The organism is Pseudoalteromonas sp. R3, assembly GCF_004014715.1.
GTDB lineage: Bacteria > Pseudomonadota > Gammaproteobacteria > Enterobacterales > Alteromonadaceae > Pseudoalteromonas.
Genome location: NZ_CP034835.1, coordinates 3,186,596 through 3,208,236, shown reverse-complemented (window position 1 = coordinate 3,208,236; position 21,641 = coordinate 3,186,596). Strand labels below are relative to the sequence as shown.

Annotated in this window: 19 protein-coding genes, 1 tRNA gene and 1 pseudogene; 18 read left to right on the top strand and 3 right to left on the bottom strand. The window is 47.1% G+C overall.

The genetic code is table 11. From position 1 onward, the window contains the following. The first annotated feature begins 148 nt into the window (after window positions 1-148). Window positions 149-991 (top strand): MipA/OmpV family protein, encoded by an 843-nt coding sequence (locus tag ELR70_RS19155; protein ID WP_235577086.1) that lies wholly within the window; start codon window positions 149-151, stop codon window positions 989-991. Next, window positions 981-1,382 (top strand): DUF3019 domain-containing protein, encoded by a 402-nt coding sequence (locus tag ELR70_RS19150; RefSeq protein WP_054015313.1) that lies wholly within the window; start codon window positions 981-983, stop codon window positions 1,380-1,382. The genes ELR70_RS19155 and ELR70_RS19150 overlap by 11 nt, the downstream gene beginning before the upstream one ends. 159 nt (window positions 1,383-1,541) lie before the next feature. Here ELR70_RS19150 and ELR70_RS19145 read toward each other — a convergent pair whose 3' ends face one another. The 3 genes from ELR70_RS19145 to ELR70_RS19135 all read right to left on the bottom strand — a co-directional run bounded on the left by ELR70_RS19145 (window position 1,542) and on the right by ELR70_RS19135 (window position 3,772). Continuing rightward, the gene (locus tag ELR70_RS19145) at window positions 1,542-2,126 is read right to left on the bottom strand and encodes a hypothetical protein (protein ID WP_235577085.1); all 585 of its coding nucleotides are present in this window, start codon (window positions 2,124-2,126) and stop codon (window positions 1,542-1,544) included. 115 nt (window positions 2,127-2,241) lie between these two features. Continuing rightward, entirely contained in the window at window positions 2,242-2,718 is a 477-nt protein-coding gene (locus ELR70_RS19140; protein ID WP_054015312.1) for a globin, read from the bottom strand. 274 nt (window positions 2,719-2,992) lie between these two features. Further along, window positions 2,993-3,772 carry a delta-class carbonic anhydrase gene (locus ELR70_RS19135; RefSeq protein ID WP_054015311.1) on the bottom strand — a complete coding sequence of 260 codons (780 nt, stop codon included), beginning with the start codon at window positions 3,770-3,772 and terminating at the stop codon, window positions 2,993-2,995. Between the two features lie 335 nt (window positions 3,773-4,107). On the opposite strand from ELR70_RS19135, the gene ELR70_RS19130 reads away from it, so the two are divergent. From ELR70_RS19130 to ELR70_RS19055, 16 genes and pseudogenes are all read left to right on the top strand, one after another. Further along, window positions 4,108-4,184: transfer RNA gene (locus ELR70_RS19130), tRNA-Met, on the top strand. Between the two features lie 260 nt (window positions 4,185-4,444). Then, complete coding sequence (gene rimP, locus ELR70_RS19125; RefSeq protein ID WP_054015310.1) at window positions 4,445-4,900, top strand: ribosome maturation factor RimP; 456 nt, start codon at window positions 4,445-4,447, stop codon at window positions 4,898-4,900. 40 nt (window positions 4,901-4,940) lie between these two features. Continuing rightward, window positions 4,941-6,440 (top strand): transcription termination factor NusA, encoded by a 1,500-nt coding sequence (gene nusA / locus ELR70_RS19120; RefSeq protein ID WP_054015309.1) that lies wholly within the window; start codon window positions 4,941-4,943, stop codon window positions 6,438-6,440. 29 nt (window positions 6,441-6,469) lie between these two features. After that, window positions 6,470-9,148 (top strand): translation initiation factor IF-2, encoded by a 2,679-nt coding sequence (gene infB / locus ELR70_RS19115; protein ID WP_054015308.1) that lies wholly within the window; start codon window positions 6,470-6,472, stop codon window positions 9,146-9,148. Between the two features lie 115 nt (window positions 9,149-9,263). Beyond that, window positions 9,264-9,674, top strand: a complete 411-nt coding sequence (rbfA, locus tag ELR70_RS19110; RefSeq protein WP_054015307.1) for a 30S ribosome-binding factor RbfA — start codon at window positions 9,264-9,266, stop codon at window positions 9,672-9,674. Beyond that, window positions 9,674-10,609, top strand: coding sequence for a tRNA pseudouridine(55) synthase TruB (gene truB / locus ELR70_RS19105; protein ID WP_054015306.1), 936 nt, complete (start codon window positions 9,674-9,676; stop codon window positions 10,607-10,609). The genes rbfA and truB overlap by 1 nt, the downstream gene beginning before the upstream one ends. Window positions 10,610-10,714: 105 nt before the next feature. After that, window positions 10,715-10,984: a 30S ribosomal protein S15 gene (rpsO, locus tag ELR70_RS19100; protein ID WP_010385052.1), complete on the top strand. Its 270-nt coding sequence runs from the start codon at window positions 10,715-10,717 to the stop codon at window positions 10,982-10,984. Window positions 10,985-11,256: 272 nt separating this feature from the next. Continuing rightward, entirely contained in the window at window positions 11,257-13,371 is a 2,115-nt protein-coding gene (pnp, locus tag ELR70_RS19095) for a polyribonucleotide nucleotidyltransferase (protein ID WP_054015305.1), read from the top strand. A 110-nt stretch (window positions 13,372-13,481) separates the two neighbouring features. Beyond that, window positions 13,482-14,384 (top strand): lipoprotein NlpI, encoded by a 903-nt coding sequence (nlpI, locus tag ELR70_RS19090; protein WP_054015304.1) that lies wholly within the window; start codon window positions 13,482-13,484, stop codon window positions 14,382-14,384. Window positions 14,385-14,388: 4 nt separating this feature from the next. Beyond that, on the top strand, window positions 14,389-15,561 hold the full coding sequence (locus ELR70_RS19085) for a hypothetical protein (RefSeq protein WP_054015303.1): 1,173 nt from the start codon (window positions 14,389-14,391) through the stop codon (window positions 15,559-15,561). A 231-nt stretch (window positions 15,562-15,792) separates the two neighbouring features. Continuing rightward, window positions 15,793-18,584: pseudogene (locus ELR70_RS19080) on the top strand (monovalent cation/H+ antiporter subunit A). After that, the gene (locus tag ELR70_RS19075; RefSeq protein ID WP_054015301.1) at window positions 18,584-18,958 is read left to right on the top strand and encodes a Na+/H+ antiporter subunit C; all 375 of its coding nucleotides are present in this window, start codon (window positions 18,584-18,586) and stop codon (window positions 18,956-18,958) included. The pseudogene ELR70_RS19080 and the gene ELR70_RS19075 overlap by 1 nt, the downstream one beginning before the upstream one ends. Then, window positions 18,955-20,466: a monovalent cation/H+ antiporter subunit D gene (locus ELR70_RS19070; RefSeq protein ID WP_054015300.1), complete on the top strand. Its 1,512-nt coding sequence runs from the start codon at window positions 18,955-18,957 to the stop codon at window positions 20,464-20,466. Before ELR70_RS19075 ends, ELR70_RS19070 begins: the two co-directional genes overlap by 4 nt. Then, window positions 20,467-21,003 carry a Na+/H+ antiporter subunit E gene (locus tag ELR70_RS19065; protein ID WP_054015299.1) on the top strand — a complete coding sequence of 179 codons (537 nt, stop codon included), beginning with the start codon at window positions 20,467-20,469 and terminating at the stop codon, window positions 21,001-21,003. Then, on the top strand, window positions 20,997-21,266 hold the full coding sequence (locus ELR70_RS19060; protein ID WP_010385043.1) for a K+/H+ antiporter subunit F: 270 nt from the start codon (window positions 20,997-20,999) through the stop codon (window positions 21,264-21,266). Before ELR70_RS19065 ends, ELR70_RS19060 begins: the two co-directional genes overlap by 7 nt. Window positions 21,267-21,275: 9 nt before the next feature. Further along, complete coding sequence (locus ELR70_RS19055) at window positions 21,276-21,605, top strand: Na+/H+ antiporter subunit G (RefSeq protein ID WP_054015298.1); 330 nt, start codon at window positions 21,276-21,278, stop codon at window positions 21,603-21,605. The last annotated feature ends 36 nt before the right edge of the window (window positions 21,606-21,641 follow it).

Sequence of the window (21,641 nt, the reverse complement as noted above, 5' to 3'; positions counted from 1 at the left end):
TATATGAGCCTCGGGAATTAGAAAACGACACTGTTACATTAGTATTAAATATTGGTTAAATAAAATCTTAATTTTGACATCTTGTTGTCCTCGTTGACCTCAGGTATGATGGGGACTTAATTTAGGCACATGAAAAGCCATAATAACGATGAAAATTATAAAGTTACTTTCTGCTGTGCTTCTTTGCCTGTCGCATCAGGTTTATGCCAATGACAGCGCTGGTGATAAAGAAGAAGACCGGCTAGAAGACGATGGTCTGGAATGGCAGTTGAGTATAGGTGCCTTTTATGTAGACATGGTGCTTCCTGAGTTAATTGGCGCCGACAACTCTCCGGCACCACCTACCCTGCGAGCTGATATAAAACTACAATACAAAAACTTCTATCTGGTGACATACTCCGGTGACTTTTTTGGTGGTTCTGATCTGGGATATCAATTCATTCAGGAGGAAGAGTGGGGGCTTGATATCATTTATGGAAATTATCAGTTGCCCTTTACCGAAACGGGTTACTTCGATACCAATGATCCCGTAGTTAAAGAGCTAAAGGGCATAAAAGACAGAGATCCGGATCAATCACTGGGCGTTGCATACTACCGTGCCGTTGGCGATTATCTGGCCGTGGCAGAACTGGTTTATGATGTCTTTGGTGATACTAATGGCTGGGTTTTTCACCTCGAAGCGACGCGTAACTTCGAGTTACGTAATTGGGACCTGTGGCTTAACTTTGGTGCCAACTATTACTCCAGTAATTTTAACAACTACTTTTATGGCGTGACTGAAGAAGAGCGCAATGACTATCTTACACCTTATGAGCCAGGTAGCGGGATGTCGGCATTTGTCCAGGCTCAGTTAAGCTACCCGATTGCAGAGAACTGGGAGTTTAGCGCGGGTATGTCATTTTTAGTTGGTTCCAGCGAGGCAAAAGAGAGCCCATTATTGGAGTCAAACCATGCCAGAGTACTTTTTACTGGAGTGAAATATGTATTTTAAGCTCACTTCAGCCATCACTATCGGGATGCTCTGCGCTTCGACAACTGCGTATGCGACTTCCAAAGATGATAGGAAAGGGATATTACAGGCTGCACCGAATAAGTGTGTTGCATTGCATGAAGGAAGAACTTGCTACACTGATGTGACGTTCTCAATTTCGGCCCCTCAAGCGGGTGATTACTGTATAAGAGAGAGTAGCTCTAAGAAGATTTTACAGTGCTGGGCTAATGCTAGCCACTTCGAGTACTTGCTGGCTTTTGGGTCTGCCGAAAGTGTCAGCTATGAGCTAATCTCTAAAACTAAGCGAGATGTCCTGGCTGTGACTACTATAAACGTTAATTGGGTTCACAAGGTACGCAATAAAAAACGGCGTTGGCAGCGTTTGTTTTGATCCCCAACTGTATGGCTATTAACCAGTGAACTAACAGGTAGGTCGAACATGAGGCTTAAGGAAGATTTATTAAACCTGTAACCACTCGATTTAACACCTTAAAATAGCTGTGTACCAGTAAAGGCTAGCGTTACTCAGCTAGCCTGATTTTTGTAAAATCTACTGGCACTGCTCCACCAGGCCTCTCAGGTGAGAACCTATGTCTTCGCTTTTACTCTGCCCCTGCTCCAACAAAGTTTGTGCTTGCTGTTGTAGTTCTGCTAGCTCATAGTTTGCCAGTAAAGTTTTCAGATAGCTCATAGTATCTGCGCCAGCTTGTATTAGGTTAGGCAGGCTTTCCATCGAAAGTTCTTGATCAGCCAGGCCAGTTATTGTGTCCATCAGATCCGCCAGGTTCGCACTGTCTTGCAGTGCGCCTTCCACCTCAATCATGGAACCCATGGGGTCGGCATTCAGCTGCTTAACTACACAACTGGCCATCGTGCCGGCTTCGGCGGACTGACTCATTGCAGCCAGTCCATGTTCTCTGATATCCGCAATCACTTGTTCCAGCTCGTGATTATTGGCCAGATATTGTTGCTCTATTTTAGCTTTAGAGTCACCCAGAAAGTCACACCCAGTCAGCGCGAATAAGCTTATGCCATAAATTAAAGAACGCTTCATATTAAGTACCAAAATCAATACAGTTGCTGTCAGTTTACTGACTTCACCGTCCGTTGTCATTATGATGGCCTGTTCTGTCATAACGGGCCTGTAGCTAACGGGTAAACCGATAACCTACTTACAAGGCCTCTTGAATGACCGCAATGAATATCAATTATGGTTTAAGTACAGGAGTTGCTGACTAAACTCGATAATCTTAAGTTTTCAAGCGTGCCGCGGCCTGATTACGATACCGATCAAGCTGTACAACATTGGAGATCCCAAACAGCTCCGATTTAATGATATTAGCAAACACATGCAGGGCTCTTTTCCAGGCGTTGCGTACAGCAAGCGTAAACTGTGCACCCAAGTGCACCTTAAGTACTTCAAGCAAACTGTTGCAGAAAGTGCTGATATCTTTGACCGAAGGTGCCAGCGCAGCAATCAAAATACTCTGTTGGCGAAGAAACTGGGTTAGTGCATGTTGCCTGGGAAGGTTAATCAGGCATTGCTGCATAAAATCGTGTAGTCGATACTCCAAAGATAAAACATGCCGTTCTGATTCGGGCAAGGTCATACTAACCCGGCAATGTTTAAGTTTATTGTAGAAACTTACGCAGAAGCAGTGAAAATTAGGCTTAAGTGTAGTGAAAGACTGGTTCAACAGCTGGTACTGATAAGGTGAAATACTCATAATCGCTCCACATACGATTAGAGCGAATCCGTTTGCTCAAGTAATTGTGCAGCCTCACTATCTTTACCAGTTATGGATGGGAGAGAGGGCTACAGTAACTTGGGTAAAAGTAATAGTGGCATAATGCGCTTAAACTTCAGTAATGCAAGCGCCACCAGTTTTAGTATAGGTAGAATTTGATTTGATGCGCAAACTTTATCCAGGTTTTGCGTTTAAAAAGCTCAAAAGGTGGCTACCAGCTCGCCACATGGTGAAGCTGGCAGCCTGCAATATGTTATTTTATCGGAGAAAGTAACTTAGGATCGGTCACTAACTGTCTGACACCGTGGGCGTGATCCTCTTCAAATACGTTGTCCTCACACCAACTGGCGAGGCTGTTAATATCAACTTTGGCGCAGGCCGGTCTGACACTCCAGGTGACCTGAAGAGGTGAACACTGCTTATTGTTGTAGCTGGGTCCTGTGGTAGAACCCAGAAACTCAACCGGTTTACCGGTCGTTTGTGGAATATATTTCGCCTGATGGTAGCCGTTGACTATGTTGCCATCATAGCTTAAATCATTGAAGTCCAGTGCATCTTCATCGTTTACAACGAGGAAAACCTGAGTTTCGACGCGCAGGTCTGGGTTCGCACACTCATTACTCAGGCAGGAACCTAATCCTTTTCCGGGCGCAACATCACATGAACTGTGTACCCAGTGAACTTCAATGGTATCGCCAGGCTTAACGTTTTTACAAACTTTACCTTTTGGCGCACGCAATTCAGCTTCGGTCAGGCTGCTGGTAGCATTACATTGATAGCCACCGTACTTACCGTTACCTGCAAATACCGAGAAGTCCTTTGCTTTGTGTTCTGCATTCTTATGAAAATGGATATTACATAAGTTCATGTCGCTGGCTGGCGGTGCAAGTGAAAATATCCGCTTATTTTCTCCATGCAGCTGATCAATATCCCGTGGGGTTTGTGGGCCAAAGCCGTCGCAACTGTTTGCTAGAGTATTAAAAGATAATATTGTCAGCGCTGTCATTGAGGCGCATAAAATAACCTTTTTCATGACTGGTTCTCCATCAATTGATATTAATTCGATGGGCCGCCAGTATAGATGTTTAACTTTTAAGAACAAGCTAAATGGTAAAATAATGTGAATGGCTAGTTTTTTATAAGTTAATTTCGATGTTTTTGTTCGTTATTCTCGATCTTGGTTTGTTTAATGGTAAAATATTTCGAATATTCGATGTGTGAACGTTATGTTTTCGCCGTGTCGTTCTGAGAGTCGCTTAAGGCAGAACATTATCGTACCATTTTGGTTAAAGGCGGTATCTAAGGTTGCGTATTTATGCAACTCTCTCTATAATACACGCCAGTTGATGCAGCCAGACTGCACGTTGACGCGGGATGGAGCAGCCTGGTAGCTCGTCGGGCTCATAACCCGAAGGTCGTCGGTTCAAATCCGGCTCCCGCAACCAAGCTTAAGAAATGACTTCATTTCTTACAGTTCGCGCATTCATCGTAATGCGCGTTTTGCGTTTAAGCATATGCTTAATTTAGGCTGATACAGCCCGCAACCAAGCTCGGCCACTGGCCACACAGTTTGTTTTTGGTGTGACGCCCCGCTTGGTTCGGGGCGTTGTTGTATCTGGAGCTAAGCAATAGAGCCCAGCCCAGAAGCAAACAGCTGAATCATTAGGGCTTTTGAGCCCTTTTTTTGTTTGTATGGAGGTAATTTGTGACAAAACTCGAGCAAGAATTAACGACTATGTTAGAGCCGGCTGTTGAAGCCTGTGGCTTCGAGTTGCTCGGTCTGGAAGTGATGCAAGCCGGTCGTCATTCGACTCTGCGCATCTATATTGACCATGAGAATGGCATCAATGTAGATAATTGTGCAGATGTGAGCCGTCAGGTCAGTGCTATTCTGGATGTCGAGGACCCCATTACAAATGAATACAACCTGGAAGTGTCTTCACCTGGTGTAGACAGACCATTATTCAAACAAGCTCATTATGAGCAAGCAGTGGGCGAAGAAGTGCGCTTGCGTACAAAGCTTCCACAGGAAGGTCGCCGTAACTTTAAAGGCGACTTAATTGCAGTTAATGGCGATATGATCACGCTAACCGTCGATGGTCAGGAGCATCACCTTATGCTCAGCAACATCGAGCGCGCGAACATGATCGCAAAATTTTAAAATTAGGTGCGAAGGAAAAAGGGCAAGCGAGGCAATACTTATGGCAAAAGAAATATTATTGGTTGCAGAAGCTGTTTCCAATGAAAAAGCAGTCCCAAGAGAAAAGATTTTTGAAGCATTAGAGTTCGCACTAGCGACGGCCACCAAAAAGAAACATGATGGTGAGATCGAAGTACGCGTTTCTATCGACCGTAAGACTGGTGAGTATGACACTTTCCGTCGTTGGATGGTGGTAAACCCACAAGAAGATGGCTCTTTGGAAAACCCTTACGCAGAGATCACTTTTGAAGCGGCACAGGTTGAAGAACCAGAAATCCAGCTTGGTGACTTTGTTGAAGAGCAAATCGAATCTATCCAGTTCGACCGTATCACGACTCAGATGGCCAAGCAGGTCATCGTTCAAAAGGTACGTGAAGCTGAACGTGCACTGATTGTTGACGCTTACAAAGATCAGGAAGGTGAGCTGGTTACAGGTGTGGTCAAAAAAGCATCACGCGACACGGTTGTACTTGATTTGGGTAATAACGCTGAAGCCGTTATTTACCGCGAAGATATGCTACCGCGTGAAAGCTTCCGTCCAGGTGACCGCGTACGTGGTCTGCTGTATGCGGTTAAGCCTGAAGCGCGCGGTGCGCAGCTGTTTGTAACGCGTTCTAAACCTGAAATGCTGATGGAACTATTCCGCATTGAAGTACCTGAAATCGGCGAAGAGATGATCGAGCTCAAAGGTGCTGCACGTGATCCAGGCTCACGCGCCAAAATTGCGGTAAAATCAAATGACAAACGCATCGACCCTGTGGGCGCGTGTGTGGGTATGCGTGGTGCGCGTGTGCAGGCTGTGTCTACCGAGCTAGGTGGCGAGCGTGTTGATATCGTATTGTATGATGACAACCCGGCTCAGTTTGTTATTAACGCCATGGCGCCTGCAGAAGTTGCATCGATCGTAATGGATGAAGACACCCGTACGATGGAAATTGCAGTAGAAGCAGACAATCTGGCTCAGGCGATTGGCCGTAACGGTCAGAACGTTCGTCTTGCCAGCCAGTTGACAGGTTGGGAACTAAACGTGATGACAGTGGAAGACATGGAGCGCAAGAGCGCAGAAGAGTCTGATAAGCTTATCAATCTGTTCACCGAAGCGCTGGACATTGACGATGACTTTGCCACGTTACTGATCAACGAAGGTTTCTCAACGTTAGAGGAAGTAGCTTACGTGCCAGTAGCTGAGTTCCTTGAAATCGATGGTCTGGACGAAGACACAGTAGAAGAACTGCGTAAGCGTGCGAAAGACGCATTGACAACGAAAGCGTTGCGTGACGAAGAAAGCCTGGAAGGCGCAGAGCCTGCAGAAGATTTGCTTAACCTTGAAGGTCTGGACCGCCACCTGGCGTTTGTTATGGCCAGCAAAGGGGTGATCACGCTAGAAGATCTGGCTGAGCAGGGCATTGACGAATTAGTCGAAATCACTGAATTATCTGAACAACAAGCGGGTGACTTGATCATGGCCGCACGTAATATTTGTTGGTTTGGTGAGCAATAGTAGTTTATTAACGGGAGGTAACGCATAATATGGCAGAAGTGAGCATAGAGAAACTAGCCGAAAACATTGGTACAACTGTTGATAAATTACTCCAGCAGTTGGCAGATGCAGGGATCACCAAAGCCACTGGCGACCATGTTACTGAAAGTGAGAAAGCACAATTGCTTGACCATTTGAGTAAGCAACACGGCGGTACCGGTTCTGAAGGGCCGGAGCGCATGACTTTGCAACGTAAAAGCAAGAGCACTCTGAGTGTTACAGGCTCTCACGGCAAAGCAAAGTCTGTTCAGGTCGAGGTACGTAAAAAGCGCACTTACGTTAAAAAGAGCGCAATCGAGCAGCAAAAAGAGCAGGAAAGACTGGCTGCAGAGGAAGCTGCGCGCAAAGAAGCAGAGTTGAAAGCTCAGCAAGAAGCTGAGCAAAAAGCCAAAGAAGAAGCTGAGCGTAAGGCACAAGAGGAAGCCGAGCGTAAGGCATTAGAGGAAGCTGAGCGCAAGGCTAAAGATGAGGCAAAACGTGCAGCGCAAGCTGAACGTCAAGCGAAAGAACAGCAGAGTGAAGAAGTGGATAGCGCCCAACAAGAGAAAGAGAAACTAGAAGCAGAGCGTCTGCGCAAAGAAGCAGAAGCAGCTGCCCTAAAGAAAGCAGAAGAAGAAGCCAAGCGTAAAGCAGAAGAAGCGAAACGCTTAGCGGAAGAGAATGAAGCCCGCTGGAAAGCTGAAGAAGAAGAGCGCGCGCGTCGCGAAGCTTCTGCAGATCACCACCTTACGACGTCGACTTATGCGCGTGAAGCAGAAGACGAGTCAGATGCACAGGAAGAAAAGAGTGCACGTCGTAAGAAAAAGAAAAAGCCAGCTGAAAAAGTGGCTCAGCCAGTGCGTGGTAAAGGTAAAAAAGGCAAGCTTAAAGCGCCTACCTCGCTACAGCATGGCTTCAAGAAGCCAGTGAGTGAAGTGAAGCAGGAAGTACGTATCAGCGAGACCATCACAGTTGCTGAACTTGCATCACGTATGGCTGTGAAAGGCGTTGAAGTCGTTAAAACGATGATGAAGATGGGTGAAATGGTTACCATTAACCAAGTCATCGATCAGGAAACAGCGCAGGTTGTGGCTGAAGAAATGGGCCACAAAGTTGTTCTGGTTAAAGAGAACGAACTGGAAGAAAAAGTACTGAGCGAGCGTAACGAAAGTGAAGCGCTTGAGCAACGTGCACCAGTTGTTACCGTAATGGGTCACGTTGACCACGGTAAAACTTCAACACTGGATTACATCCGTAAAGCGAAGGTTGCTGCGGGCGAGGCCGGTGGTATTACTCAGCACATCGGTGCATACCATGTTGAAACCGAAGGCGGCATGATCACTTTCCTGGATACTCCTGGACACGCAGCGTTTACCTCAATGCGTGCACGTGGTGCCAAAGCGACTGATATCGTAGTACTGGTTGTTGCGGCTGATGATGGTGTAATGCCTCAGACTAAAGAAGCGGTACAACACGCCAAAGCGGCAGAAGTACCTCTTATCATCGCTGTAAACAAAATGGATAAAGAAGGCATTGACCCGGATCGTGTTAAAAACGAACTGGCACAGCTGGACGTTATTCCTGAAGAGTGGGGCGGTGATACGCAGTTCGTTCACATCTCAGCGAAAACTGGCCTGGGCATTGACGATTTGCTAGAAGCGATCCTGATGCAGTCTGAACTACTTGAGCTGAAAGCGGCACACAAAGGCATGGCATCAGGTGTGGTTATCGAATCTCGTCTTGATAAAGGTCGCGGTCCGGTTGCAACTGTATTGGTTCAGTCTGGTGAGCTTAACCAGGGCGATATCGTACTGTGTGGTCTGGAATATGGCCGTGTTCGTGCAATGAAAGACGAAAACGGTAAAGACATCACGACTGCAGGTCCTTCAATTCCGGTTGAAATCCTGGGTATGTCGGGTGTACCAGCTGCGGGTGACGAAGCAACTGTTGTTAAAGACGAGCGTAAAGCCCGTGAAGTGGCACTATACCGTCAGGGTAAATTCCGTGATGTGAAACTGGCGCGTCAGCAAAAAGCGAAGCTTGAAAACATGTTTACCAACATGACTGAAGGTGACGTGTCTGAAGTGAACGTGGTACTGAAAGCAGACGTACAGGGTTCAATCGAAGCTATCTCTGATTCTTTGGTTAAACTGTCTACAGACGAAGTTAAAGTGAAGATCGTTGGTAGCGGCGTAGGTGGTATCACCGAAACTGACGCAACCCTGGCAGCCGCGTCTAACGCCATCATCGTTGGCTTTAATGTTCGTGCTGATGCCTCTGCGCGTAAAGTGATTGAAGCTGAAAACCTGGACTTGCGTTACTACAGCGTAATCTACGACCTGATCGAAGAAGTGAAGCAGGCAATGTCGGGCATGCTGGCACCTGAATTCAAGCAAGAGATCATTGGTCTGGCTGAAGTACGTGACGTGTTCAAGTCGCCTAAGATCGGCTCTGTTGCGGGTTGTATGGTAACTGAAGGTGTGGTTAAACGTAGCGCACCTATCCGCGTACTGCGTGACAATGTTGTTATTTACGAAGGTGAGCTTGAATCACTGCGCCGCTTTAAAGATGACGTGGCAGAAGTTCGTAACGGCATGGAGTGTGGTATCGGCGTTAAGAACTATAATGACGTTAAGGTCGGTGACCAAATCGAGGTATTCGAAACCGTTGAAGTACAACGTACGTTGTAATCCAATCGGGGTTAAACCTTGAAATGGGGGCGTCAGCCCCCATTTGTGTTTGTGTTTCCTCTAGTGGGCGAGTGTATGCATTGCCCGTTTTAATGATTAAATTGAAGTGGTGAAAATGAGAGAATTTTCTCGTACTGATCGTGTTGCACAACAGATCCAAAAAGAAATTGCCGTGATTTTGCAGCGTGAGATTAAAGATCCACGTTTGGGCATGGTCACCGTATCGGCTGTAGAAGTATCGCGCGACTTGTCCTACGCCAAGGTCTTTATCACTGTGCTTGGCGGTGACGATGACAAAACCAAAGAAAACCTGTCGATTTTAAATGAAGCGACAGGCTATATCCGTTCACTGCTGGGCAAACGGATCCGCGCGCGGATCATGCCGGAGCTGCGTTTTGTGCTGGATAACTCATTGATGGAAGGCATGCGCATTTCTAACCTGGTTGATGAAGTGATCCGCAAAGACAATGAAAAGCGTGGTGACGAAGCGCAGTCTGATACGAAAAGCGACGACGGAGAAGCCTGATGGCACGTCGTAGTAAAGGCCGTCCAATAGACGGGATTGTGTTGCTTAACAAGCCGCAGGGGATCTCCTCCAATAAAGCCTTGCAACAAGCCAAAGGCATTTACTTTGCGCAAAAAGCGGGTCACACAGGGGCGCTCGATCCGCTGGCAACGGGCATGCTGCCAATCTGCTTTGGTGAAGCAACTAAGTTTACCCAGTTCCTGCTGGACACAGATAAAACGTACGTGGTAAGAGCCAAGCTAGGCGAACGTACCACGACATCAGATTCTGATGGCGAAGTGGTTGAAACACGTCCGGTACAAATTACTCGCGAGCAGCTAGAGCAGGACGTCGCCAGTTTTCTGGGTGAGTCGGATCAATATCCGTCCATGTATTCGGCGCTAAAGTATCAGGGTCAACCTTTATACAAGTACGCTCGTGAGGGCATCGAAGTGCCGCGCAAGTGTCGTAAGATCAACGTTTATTCGATCAGCTTGGATGAATACGACGAGCAGGCGCAAGAGATCCAGATGACAGTGCATGTCTCAAAAGGGACTTACATTCGTACCATAGTGGATGACTTGGGCGAGAAGCTTGGCTGTGGGGCGCATGTCATTATGCTGCATCGCTCTGAAGTGGGCCATTATCCGAGTGATAAAATGATTACGCTGGAAGAGCTTGAAGAAAAACTTCAGCAGGCCAAAGCGGAAGATTTGCCGCCGTCGACTTACATCGATGCGTTGTTACTCCCGATGGACACGGCGCTGGTTGATTTACCGGCGGTAGAGATCAGTGCGGAGCAGGGAGTGGCATTCAGCCACGGTCAGACCGTGGTGGTTGGTGAGCTGCCAGAGGGCGTACTGAAAGTCGTGGCTGATGGTCGTTTTGTCGGTATTGGTGAGCGCAACCAGCACGGCCATTTAAAGGCCAAGCGGGCCTTATCCAGCGCACAATAAAATTTTTTGTCAGCGGGGGGATTTGCTGATACAATGCCGCCCGCTTTGTCGCTTTGGCTGAATTAGTGATCGGCTGAAGCATTACTTAAACAATTGGAGTTTATTATGTCACTAAGCAATCAAGAAAAAGCAGAAATCGTAGCAAAATTCGCACGCGCAGAAGGCGACACTGGTTCTCCTGAAGTTCAGGTTGCACTGTTAACTGCTGATATCAACAAGCTACAAGGTCACTTCGCGAACCACAAGCATGACTTCCACTCACGTCGTGGTCTGCTACGTAAAGTAAGCCAGCGTCGTAACCTGCTTGACTACCTTAAAGGTAAGAGCGTAGAGCGTTACTCTGCACTAATCAAAGAGCTTGGCCTACGTCGCTAAGAATTTGATTATTCGTCGGATTTTTATCCGATAAGAAAAAAGGGGCTAAATCGCCCCTTTTTTTGTGGGTATATACTCAGTATACTTATGCCCGAACCACCATTCTGGCGGTTCAGCGCCAAGTCTGCAGCCAATTGTAGTGCTTAAGCGGATCATCTAGCTCTGTTTGGTTTAATCAGTTTTATCAAATAGTTATTAGCCTCATTAGTCCGCTTAAGACTGTAATTGGTCGTTGTTGGCGCTTATATGTTATTTTTGTAAGGAATATATTTGTGCAAGCAATTATTAAAGAATTCCAACTTGGTCAACACACAGTAACCCTGGAAACAGGCGCGATTGCGCGTCAGGCTGACGGTGCTGTATTGGCCAGTATTGGCGACACTTCTGTACTAGTCACTGTTGTAGGTAAGCGTGAAGCGGCACCTGGTCAGGACTTTTTCCCTCTGACAGTAAACTATCAGGAAAAAATGTATGCGGCAGGCCGTATCCCTGGTGGCTTCCTGAAGCGTGAAGGCCGTCCTTCAGACAATGAAACGCTGATTGCGCGTCTGATCGACCGTCCAATCCGTCCTCTGTTCCCGGACGGCTTTGTAAACGAAGTACAAGTTATCGCGACAGTGGTTTCTTCAAACCCTGAAATTCAACCAGATATGGTTGCAATGATTGGTACTTCTGCAGCGCTGGCAATTTCTGGTGTACCTTTCAATGGTCCAATCGGTGCCGTACGTGTTGGTTTCACTGATGGTCAGTACGTACTGAACCCGTCAGTGACAGAGCTTGAGCAAAGTAAACTTGACCTGGTTGTTGCTGGTACCGAAGGTGCTGTACTAATGGTTGAGTCAGAAGCTGAAATTCTGACTGAAGAAGAAATGCTGGGTGCGGTTGTGTATGGCCATGAGCAATCACAGGCTATCATCAAGGCTGTGAATGAGTTTGCTGCAGAAGCAGGCAAGCCAGCTTGGGACTGGACTGCACCAGAGAAAAACGTTGAGCTGTCTGACAAAATCGCAGCCATCGCTGAGCAAAAAGTAGGTGACGCTTACCGCATCACTGATAAAGTTGCTCGTAAAGATGCACTAAGCGAAGCAAAAGCGGAGGTGGTTGAGAAGTTGACTGCTGAGCTGGCTGAAGGCGAAGCGCTGGACGAGCAGGAAGTATCTAAGCTGTTCAGCTCACTTGAGAAGAAAATCGTACGTGGCCGTATCATCGCGGGCGAGAAGCGGATCGATGGCCGTGAACCAGACATGGTTCGTGCACTTGACGTGATGACGGGCGTATTGCCACGTACACACGGTTCAGCGATCTTCACGCGTGGTGAAACTCAGGCTTTGGTTACTGCTACTTTAGGTACAGAGCGCGATTCACAAATGATGGACAACCTGATTGGCACGCAGAAGCATCACTTCATGCTGCACTATAACTTCCCTCCATTCTGTGTGGGTGAGACAGGTTTCATCGGTTCGCCTAAGCGCCGTGAAATTGGTCACGGTAACCTGGCTAAGCGCGGTGTACAAGCGGTTATGCCAACGCTTGAAGAATTCCCGTACTCTGTACGTGTGGTTTCTGAGATCACTGAATCAAACGGTTCTTCTTCAATGGCGTCTGTATGTGGTACGTCTCTTGCCCTGATGGATGCCGGTGTACCAATCAAGTCATCTGTTGCGGGTATCGCGATGGGTCTGGTTAAAGAAGGCGATGATTTTGTCGTACTTTCTGACATCCTGGGTGACGAAGACCACCTGGGTGACATGGACTTTAAAGTAGCGGGTAACAGCGCGGGTGTAACTGCACTTCAGATGGATATCAAGATTGAAGGTATCACCAAAGAAATCATGCAGATTGCACTGCGTCAGGCAAAAGCAGCACGTCTGCATATCCTGAGTGTGATGGACCAGGCAATCGCTAGCCCATCTCAGGACCTGTCTGAGTTCGCACCACGTATCTACACCATGAACATTCCACCTAAGAAGATTGCTGATGTAATCGGTAAAGGTGGCGCTGTGATCCGTCAGCTTACGGAAGAAACAGATACAACTATCGAAATCGAAGATGACGGTACTATTAAGATTGCTGCAACCAACGGTAACAGTGCGAAAGAAGCGATTGCTCGTATCGAAGCACTGACTGCTGAGCTGGAAGTAGGCACTATCTACACAGGTAAAGTAAACCGCATCGTAGACTTTGGTGCATTTGTAAACGTACTGCCTGGTAAAGATGGTCTGGTACACATTTCACAGATCAGCAAAGAGCGCGTAAACAACGTAGCTGATCACCTGAGCGTTGGTCAGGAAGTGAAAGTAAAAGTACTGGAAGTAGACCGTCAGGGTCGTGTGCGTCTGAGCATCAAAGAAGCATTAGAGTCAGAAGCGGCACCTGCTGCTGAGTAAGATCTGACAAAGAAACAATGAGTTTCGATGAAAGGGGCTGAATGGCCCCTTTTTTTATGCTTTAATGATTGCTCAACCGAGTAGCGACGAGCGGATCACCAATTCGCACCATGCCCAAAAGGGGAAATAGATTGAGACTGTTATTATTACCTTTGCTATGTATGAGTTTGCTGGGATGCCAGTCAACCCAGCAGGCGGTGGATGTACCGAATGTAACCGTACCTTTTGCCGTGCCTCTGGCGGCCAATTTTCGCAATGAAATAGCCATTGCCAGATACAGCGAGCTGTTACAGAACAAAACGCTGGATAATGATCAACAGGCGCAGCTGTTTTATAACCGTGGCATGCTATATGACAGCTTGGGGTTAACCACATTAGCACGGATAGACTTTAATCGTGCAGTCAAACTAAAGCCAGACTTAGCAGAGGTCTACAACTTCTTGGGTATTCACCACACACTCAGACAAGAATATGGCACAGCCTATGAAATGTTTGATGCAGTGCTGGAGCTAAACACAGATCATGAATATGCCTACTTAAACCGAGGGATTGCGCTGTATTACGGTGAGCGCCCGGCGCTGGCAGTGAGTGACTTTGAATCTTTTCTTGAGCGTTCTCCTCAGGACCCGTACCGGCTGATGTGGCTTTATCTGGCTGAATCAGAAATCGATCCAGTTGCGGCGAAAGCAGCGCTTAAGCAGCATAGCCAGGCTTTAAATAGTGACGAGTGGGCAACGCAGTTGGTACAGCTTTATCTGGGTGAACTGTCTCAGCAAGCCTTTCTAGCTCAGGTGGGAGATGGCGTTAAGTCGCAGCAGGAGTTCGCTGAGCGCCTGTGTGAAGCTTATTTCTATCTTGCCAAGCGTTATCAGTTTAAAGGTAAGACAGGCAAGGCTATCGAGTATTTCAAACTGGCACTTGCCACCAATGTGTATGAATTTGTCGAGCACAAATATGCGCGTCTGGAATTACAAATCATTGCTGACGAAATGAATCAGGCGGATGTAGGCTAACACTATGTCTGCTTATATGCTGCGCTATGTGGTAATGCTGGTTTGCATCACTCTCATAGCGGGCAGTACGGCTAACCCCTGGCTGTTTAATTCGCCAAATTCGCGTCAGTCACAGCTCTCTTTGCTTAAGCGTAGCCCACACAGTTTTTACCTTGATACCCAACAGGCTAGCTTATTAATACCTCAGTTGCCCGATGACTCAGTGTTGGCATTACGCCGACTTGGGCAGCCTGACGCTGCTTTTGAGTGGGCACACAGGTTACTTGAAAAAGGTGATTTGAGCACAGCTGTAATGCTTGCCAGTGCGTACTGGCAAACTGTTAGCATACAGGCTCGTAGTCGTTTATTGCAGTCTCTGACCGCGATACAGGCTGTTCCTGAGATAATTCAGTTGTCTGCGCAGTTTTCCTTGCCTCAGCCATACATGACGTTGTCACAGCTCATGCAAGGGGTGTCTTCCAGCCAACTTGGTCGCTCGGATTTAAACCGACTTGCTGTAGAGACAGTAGGCGATGTCAGCTGGGAAAACTCAGAGTGTCAACGTCGAGTACTGATGTTGAGTGACTCCTGGTTGGGCCTCAGTAAACTGGAACAGCTAAAAGCACAGTATCTTGCAGCGCCTTTGCCATATGCCGGAAGTTATTGCTTTGCAGGTCCGATTTATATGGGAGCGGACTTACAGTGTGGTGTGAAAGCACACAAGTATGCACATTGTGATGTTATTAACATGCCGGGCAGAGCACACTGGTCTTCGGCAGATCATTTGGTGTTGATGACAGAGTTGGGAGCGGCCAATGTCAGTCGTGGGGTTATGACTTTAAACCTTAAGAGTGACTACAAAGTGTTTATTCATGAATTAATGCACTTTAGTGGCTTTGAAGATGAATATGCTATTGGCGCAGAAAAGGCAAAGTGGCTATGTGCGACACCAGGCCATAAGGCGCCCAATTTATATGTAGGTCACACGCCTCCCAAGGGTTGGTACCCCAGCCACAGCTGCGAGGTTGGAGAGCTGCCTGCCTACAAACCTCAGCAAGCCATGTCAAATATGCAATATCAGAGTCTGGCTTTGTCAGTACGTTACAAAGAGCTTTGGTTATTGGCATTTCAGCAACAGCGCAATAAACCAACCAACTTTCAGCGATTTATTCAGGCCAAACTAGCCGCCAGGGGTTAAAAGCCCAGTTTATTTATGAATTTAATCTGAATTGTTTGTAAATGTTGGCTAAAATGGCAGCGTATAGAGCGCGAAAGTCTAGACAACTCAAATACTAATCAAGTATAACTGGTAAGCGTTATGTGTGATAAAAACGTGCGCAAAATAAATCAGATAGTCTATGCATAACACTAGCTACACACTGCGCGCTGTTCCGTTATTTACGGTTATTGAAGATAAAAGGTTTTCTTTATGACATTGCTTTGGATACCCTTGCTATCCTTATTAGGCAGTTTACTCTCATCATTTACAGGTAAACTATCCCGCAATCACTCGACTGCGGTAACTTTGCTTGCGCCCGGACTGGCACTTGCGCTCGCCTGCTATATGGCTCCGGAGGTGTTTGCTAATGAACAGTTGCGTACCACGATTGAGTGGATCCCGCTGTTGGGCTTAGAACTCTCATTCCGCTTAGATGGTTTATCATTGTTGTTCGTATTCCTGATCCTGGGGATCGGCATATTGGTGATCTTCTATGCGCGTTACTATCTCAGCAGTAACGATTCCATGCCCAAGCTCTACGCATACTTAATGCTGTTTATGACGGCGATGCTGGGCATAGTGATGTCGAATAATGTATTGCAATTATGGCTGTTCTGGGAATTAACCAGTATCAGTTCCTTTTTGCTTATCAGTTACTGGTGGCACAAATCAGAAGCCCGTAAAGGGGCCAAAATGGCACTGGCTATCACCGGTGGTGGTGGTCTGGCTCTGCTCGCCGGCTTGCTGTTGCTGGGTGACATTGTTGGGAGTTATGACCTGGATATTATCTTGGCCAGCCGTGAACTGATCCAAGCTCACGACCTATATGAACTGGCTCTGATCCTGGTATTACTGGGTGCTTTCACTAAGTCTGCGCAGTTCCCGTTCCATTTCTGGTTACCTCATGCCATGGCTGCACCTACGCCTGTGAGTGCTTACTTACACTCGGCAACTATGGTGAAAGCGGGTATTTTCTTGCTCGCTCGTTTCTATCCGGCGCTGGCCGGAACCGAAATTTGGTTTATTCTGGTTGGATTAACCGGTCTTGTCACTTTGCTGGTCGGTGCTTATATCGCTTTGTTTAAGCATGACCTCAAAGGACTGCTGGCATTCTCGACCATTAGCCATCTGGGTCTGATAACCTTGTTGCTCGGTTTAGATACTGAACTGGCAACGGTCGCGGCTATCTTCCATATTATCAACCACGCGACTTTCAAAGCCTCACTGTTTATGGCTACCGGGATTATAGATCATGAAACCGGCACACGAGATATGCGCAAGCTAAATGGTATGTGGCGATTTATGCCATACACAGCAACGCTCGCCATGGTGGCCGCGGCTGCAATGGCCGGTGTCCCTTTGTTGAACGGCTTCTTATCGAAAGAAATGTTTTTTGCTGAAACCTTACATCAGCAGTTGTTGGGATCAATGTCCTGGTTGATCCCGATTTTGGCAACCATTGCCGGAGCCTTTTCTGTGGCATACTCGGCGCGTTTTATTCACGATGTGTTTTTCAACGGAGAGCCGGTTGGCTTACCTAAGGAGCCACACGAGGCACCCCGTTACATGCGTGTGCCTATCGAAATTTTGGTTGCATTGTGTCTGATTGTGGGTATGTTCCCGGGCTTTATTGTCAGTGACATTCTTAACGTAGCGTCTGCTGCCGTATTGGGGGGAGAGCCTCCTCAGTTTAAAATTGCCATCTGGCATGGCTTTAATTTACCTCTGCTGATGAGCGGTATTGCTGTGTGTGGTGGTCTGTTGATTTACACCCAGCGTCGTTATCTGTTTACATTCCAGGCATCATTGCCTCCTCTTAATGCGAAAAAAGGGTTTGAGCATGCGATGTATAGACTGGTCAGCTGGAGTCGTGCGCGTATAGACGCCATCGAAAATGGGTCGCTACAGCGATATCTGATGTTGATGTTAATGGTGGTGCTGTTAAGCGCTGGCTGGCCGCTATTCGAAATGAGCCAGTTAGTTGGTGAAAATAAACCAACCCCTATTGATGTGCACAATGCGATTGGGGCCGGTTTGCTGATGATTGGTGCGATAGGTACAGTGATCTGGCATCGCACACGTATGGTTGCTTTGTTAATGATTTCGGTTGTGGGTCTGATGGTGGCCGTTGCGTTTACTCGCTTCTCTGCGCCGGACCTGGCACTTACGCAGCTAACCGTTGAAGTTGTCACTATCATTCTGTTGATGCTGGCGCTGTTCTTCTTACCGCAAAGAACACCCAAAGAAAGTAGCTCGGTTCGCGTTTTGCGTGACTTGGGTATTGCTTCTGCCATTGGTGTTATTGTGGGTAGCATTTGTTATGCCTTGATAACGCGCCCACTGAGCTCTATTTCAGACTTTTTCCTTGCAAATGCAAAGACTGGGGAGGGGGCACCAATGTGGTGAACGTTATTTTGGTCGACTTCCGTGGTTTTGATACTTTGGGTGAAATTACTGTACTGGGTATTGCTGCACTGGGAATTTATAAGCTTTTGATCAATTTACCGCTATTTATGCCCGGTAGTGATTCTGAGGGTCGCCCTTGGGCCAGAGAGCGTTACCCTATTCTGTTGGCGTCTATTTCTCAGAGCCTGTTACCGTTGGCACTATTGGTATCGGTATACATCTTCCTGCGTGGCCATAATTTGCCAGGAGGTGGTTTTATTGCGGGTCTGGTTACTGCTATTGCCTTTATTTTGCAGTACATTGCGCACGGTTCGAACTGGATCTCAGAGCGCTTTACACTTAACTATCGCAAGATTATTGCTTCTGGTATCGCCATAGCCATGATCTCAGGCTTGGGCAGTTGGGCATTCGACCGCCCGTTCCTGACCAGCTGGTTTGATTACTTTGATTTGCCGGTAATTGGCGAGATTGAACTTGCCAGTGCGCTGGTATTTGACTTGGGTGTGTATATTACGGTTGTTGGTGCAACTTTGATGATCCTGGCGAGCCTGGGCAAGTTGACAGCCAATGCACCTAAAGAAGAGGTAAATATTTAATGGAGCTATTGTACTCATCTTGTGTGGGCCTGTTAGTGGCCTGCGGAGTATTCCTGATTTTACGAGCCCGCACCTTCCCTGTGGTATTGGGACTCACCATGCTGTCATATGCAGTTAACTTATTTTTGTTTGCATCTGGCAGACTGACCATGAATAAAGCGGCGGTTTTGGGGTTTAGCGACGGGTATGCCGATCCCTTACCTCAGGCGCTGGTATTGACCGCAATTGTGATAGGTTTCGCAATGACGGCTTTTGTGGTCATTCTGGCTATTCGTGGCCGTGCTGATTTGGGCAACGACCATGTTAATGGCAGTGAAGTGAACACGTCTTCGCGTAATGTTGGCTCACAACGTAAGGAGCAAAGCAAAGCATGACGCAGCATCTAACTTCTTTGCCGGTATTGCTGCCAATGCTGGCTGCTATTTTTATGTTGATGCCACCTTGTGGCAAAAATCTCAGAGCCCGTCGCATCGTATCAGTCGGTATGGGCGTACTGACCACAGTGGCGTCGGCAATTTTACTGCTGATGACGCAGGAGCATGGCACGTCTGTTTATGCCATTGGTAACTGGTCAGCACCATTTGGTATCGTATTGATAGCAGATCCTTTGTCCGCGCTGCTGGTGACACTGACGTCATTTCTGGGGCTTGTATGTGGTTTATACAGTTGTGCCGGTGACGATGAGCGCGGAAGTTTTTTCCACCCGCTACTTCATTTTTTAGTCTTAGGCGTCAATGGGGCATTTCTTACAGGTGATGCATTCAACCTGTTCGTATTCTTTGAAGTACTGTTGATTGCCTCGTACTCACTGCTGATGCACGGTGGTGATAAGCGCAATACACGTGCTGCTTTACAGTATGTGATCCTGAACTTAGTCGGATCGTCGGTATTTTTAATTGCTTTGGGGATCCTCTACGGCACGCTGGGTACCTTAAATATGGCAGACATGGCACAAAAAGTGACGTTACTACAAGGTGACGATGTGTATCTGGCTAAGATTGGCGGGCTTCTGCTGCTGGTTGTCTTTGCACTTAAGGGCGCATTATTGCCGCTTCATTTGTGGTTGCCAAACACTTACTCGACGGCGATGCCGGTTGTGGCGGCTTTGTTTGCCATTATGACCAAAGTGGGTGTCTATTCTATGATGCGTGTGTACACCCTGATTTTTGGTGAAGAAGCCGGTGAATTAAGTCACATGGCACAAAACTGGCTTTGGTGGCTGGCAATCGCAACCATAGTGATGGGAGCTATCGGTGTGTTAGCAAGTCAGGACTTAAGAAAAATGGTGGCGAATCTGGTCGTTGTATCAGTCGGTACTTTGGTTGCTCTGGTTGCTGTACAAACGGTACAAAGTAGCGCAGCGGCCATTTACTACCTAGTCCATTCGACGTTGGTAAGTGCTGCGTTATTTTTGCTGGCGGATCTTATTGCCAGACAAAGAGGAAAAGTCGCAGACCGGATCACCGCCGGCCGACCGGTAGCGCAACCTTTGCTTATAGGTGGGGCGTTTTTGGTTGCCGCTGTGGCGGTTATTGGAATGCCGCCGTTATCTGGCTTCATTGGCAAAGTGTGGATTTTGAGGTCAACACTGGATACGCCTTATGGTAATTGGTTCTGGTTGGTGTATTTGGTTGCAAGCCTGGCGATTCTGATCTCCGTATCGAAAGCGGGTAGTACTGTTTTTTGGCATCACTCAGGTAAAGGTGAAAGTGAACAGGAGCGTGCTCACCCAGCTCAGATCTGTGCTGTGTTTTTATTGGTACTTTGTAGCCCGCTGATGGTGATTTTTGCAGGTCCATTGAGTGAATATGCGTTGCTCGCGGCTCAGGAGTTGCACGATTTCACAGGGCTACTGCAGGACGTGTTAGGAGGAGTAAACTAAATGCGTTTGGAAGCAAAATATAAATGGTTACCGACGCCTTTTCGTAGCCTAATGCTGTTCATCGTTTGGTTGTTGCTAAATAACAGCGTGGCACCAGGCCATTTGATCCTGGCTGCGATTTTGGCCGTTGCTATTCCCCTGGCGACTTTCCCATTTCGTACCAAACAACCTTTGGTATTGAAACCTGGTAAGGCACTGCAATATTTATTGCTGGTTTTGTACGATATATTGATGGCTAACATTGAGGTAGCAATCAAGATTCTGGGGCCGACACGAAAATTGAAGCCCGCTTTTGTAAAAGTACCCATTGATCTTGCTCAGTCTATGCCAATCACCATTTTAGCAAGTACCGTGTCACTGACACCGGGCACTGTCAGTGCTGAAGTTTATCCATGGCCTGAAGACATGGTTGATGGTTCTGAGCCACAGCAACGTTACTTATTGATCCATGTTCTGGATCTGGACGATGAGGCGGCGTTGATCGACACGATTAAAACGCGTTATGAAAAACCCATTAAGGAGATCTTTGCATGTTAGAGACGGTGATTCTGATTGTCTTTGCGATGATCGGTGTATCTTTGCTACTTAATCTGTGGCGACTTGTGGTCGGACCTTCCATTCCTGATAGAATTCTGGCATTAGACACTATGTACATAAATACCATTGCTCTAATTGTACTTTATGGTATGAATATGGGCACTTCGCTGTACTTTGAGGCTGCACTATTGATTGCCTTACTTGGCTTTGTTAGCACAGTGGCAGTGTGTAAATATCTGCTACGTGGCGATATCATTGAATAGGGAGCGCGAATGATGGAATGGGTTATTTCATTTTTGTTATTATTAGGCGGTAGTTTAGTTTTGGTCGGTTCTATCGGCCTGGTCAAAATGCCGGATTTCTTCATGCGATTACATGGACCGACCAAAGCAACGACCTTGGGTATGGCTTGCTTGCTATTTGCAGCAATGGCTTATTATGGCTTTTACGGCGAAGGTGTAAGTGTGAAAGAAATTCTTATTTCTATGTTTTTGCTTATTACCGCGCCTATTAGTGGCTATATGCTGATTAAATCAGCTATTCATCACAGATTAGACAGTAATGAGTCTACCCGTGGCAAAGATAAGATTGAGGAAGACTGAGCTTTTTTTAATCGAGAGTCGCTGTAGTGCTTAACA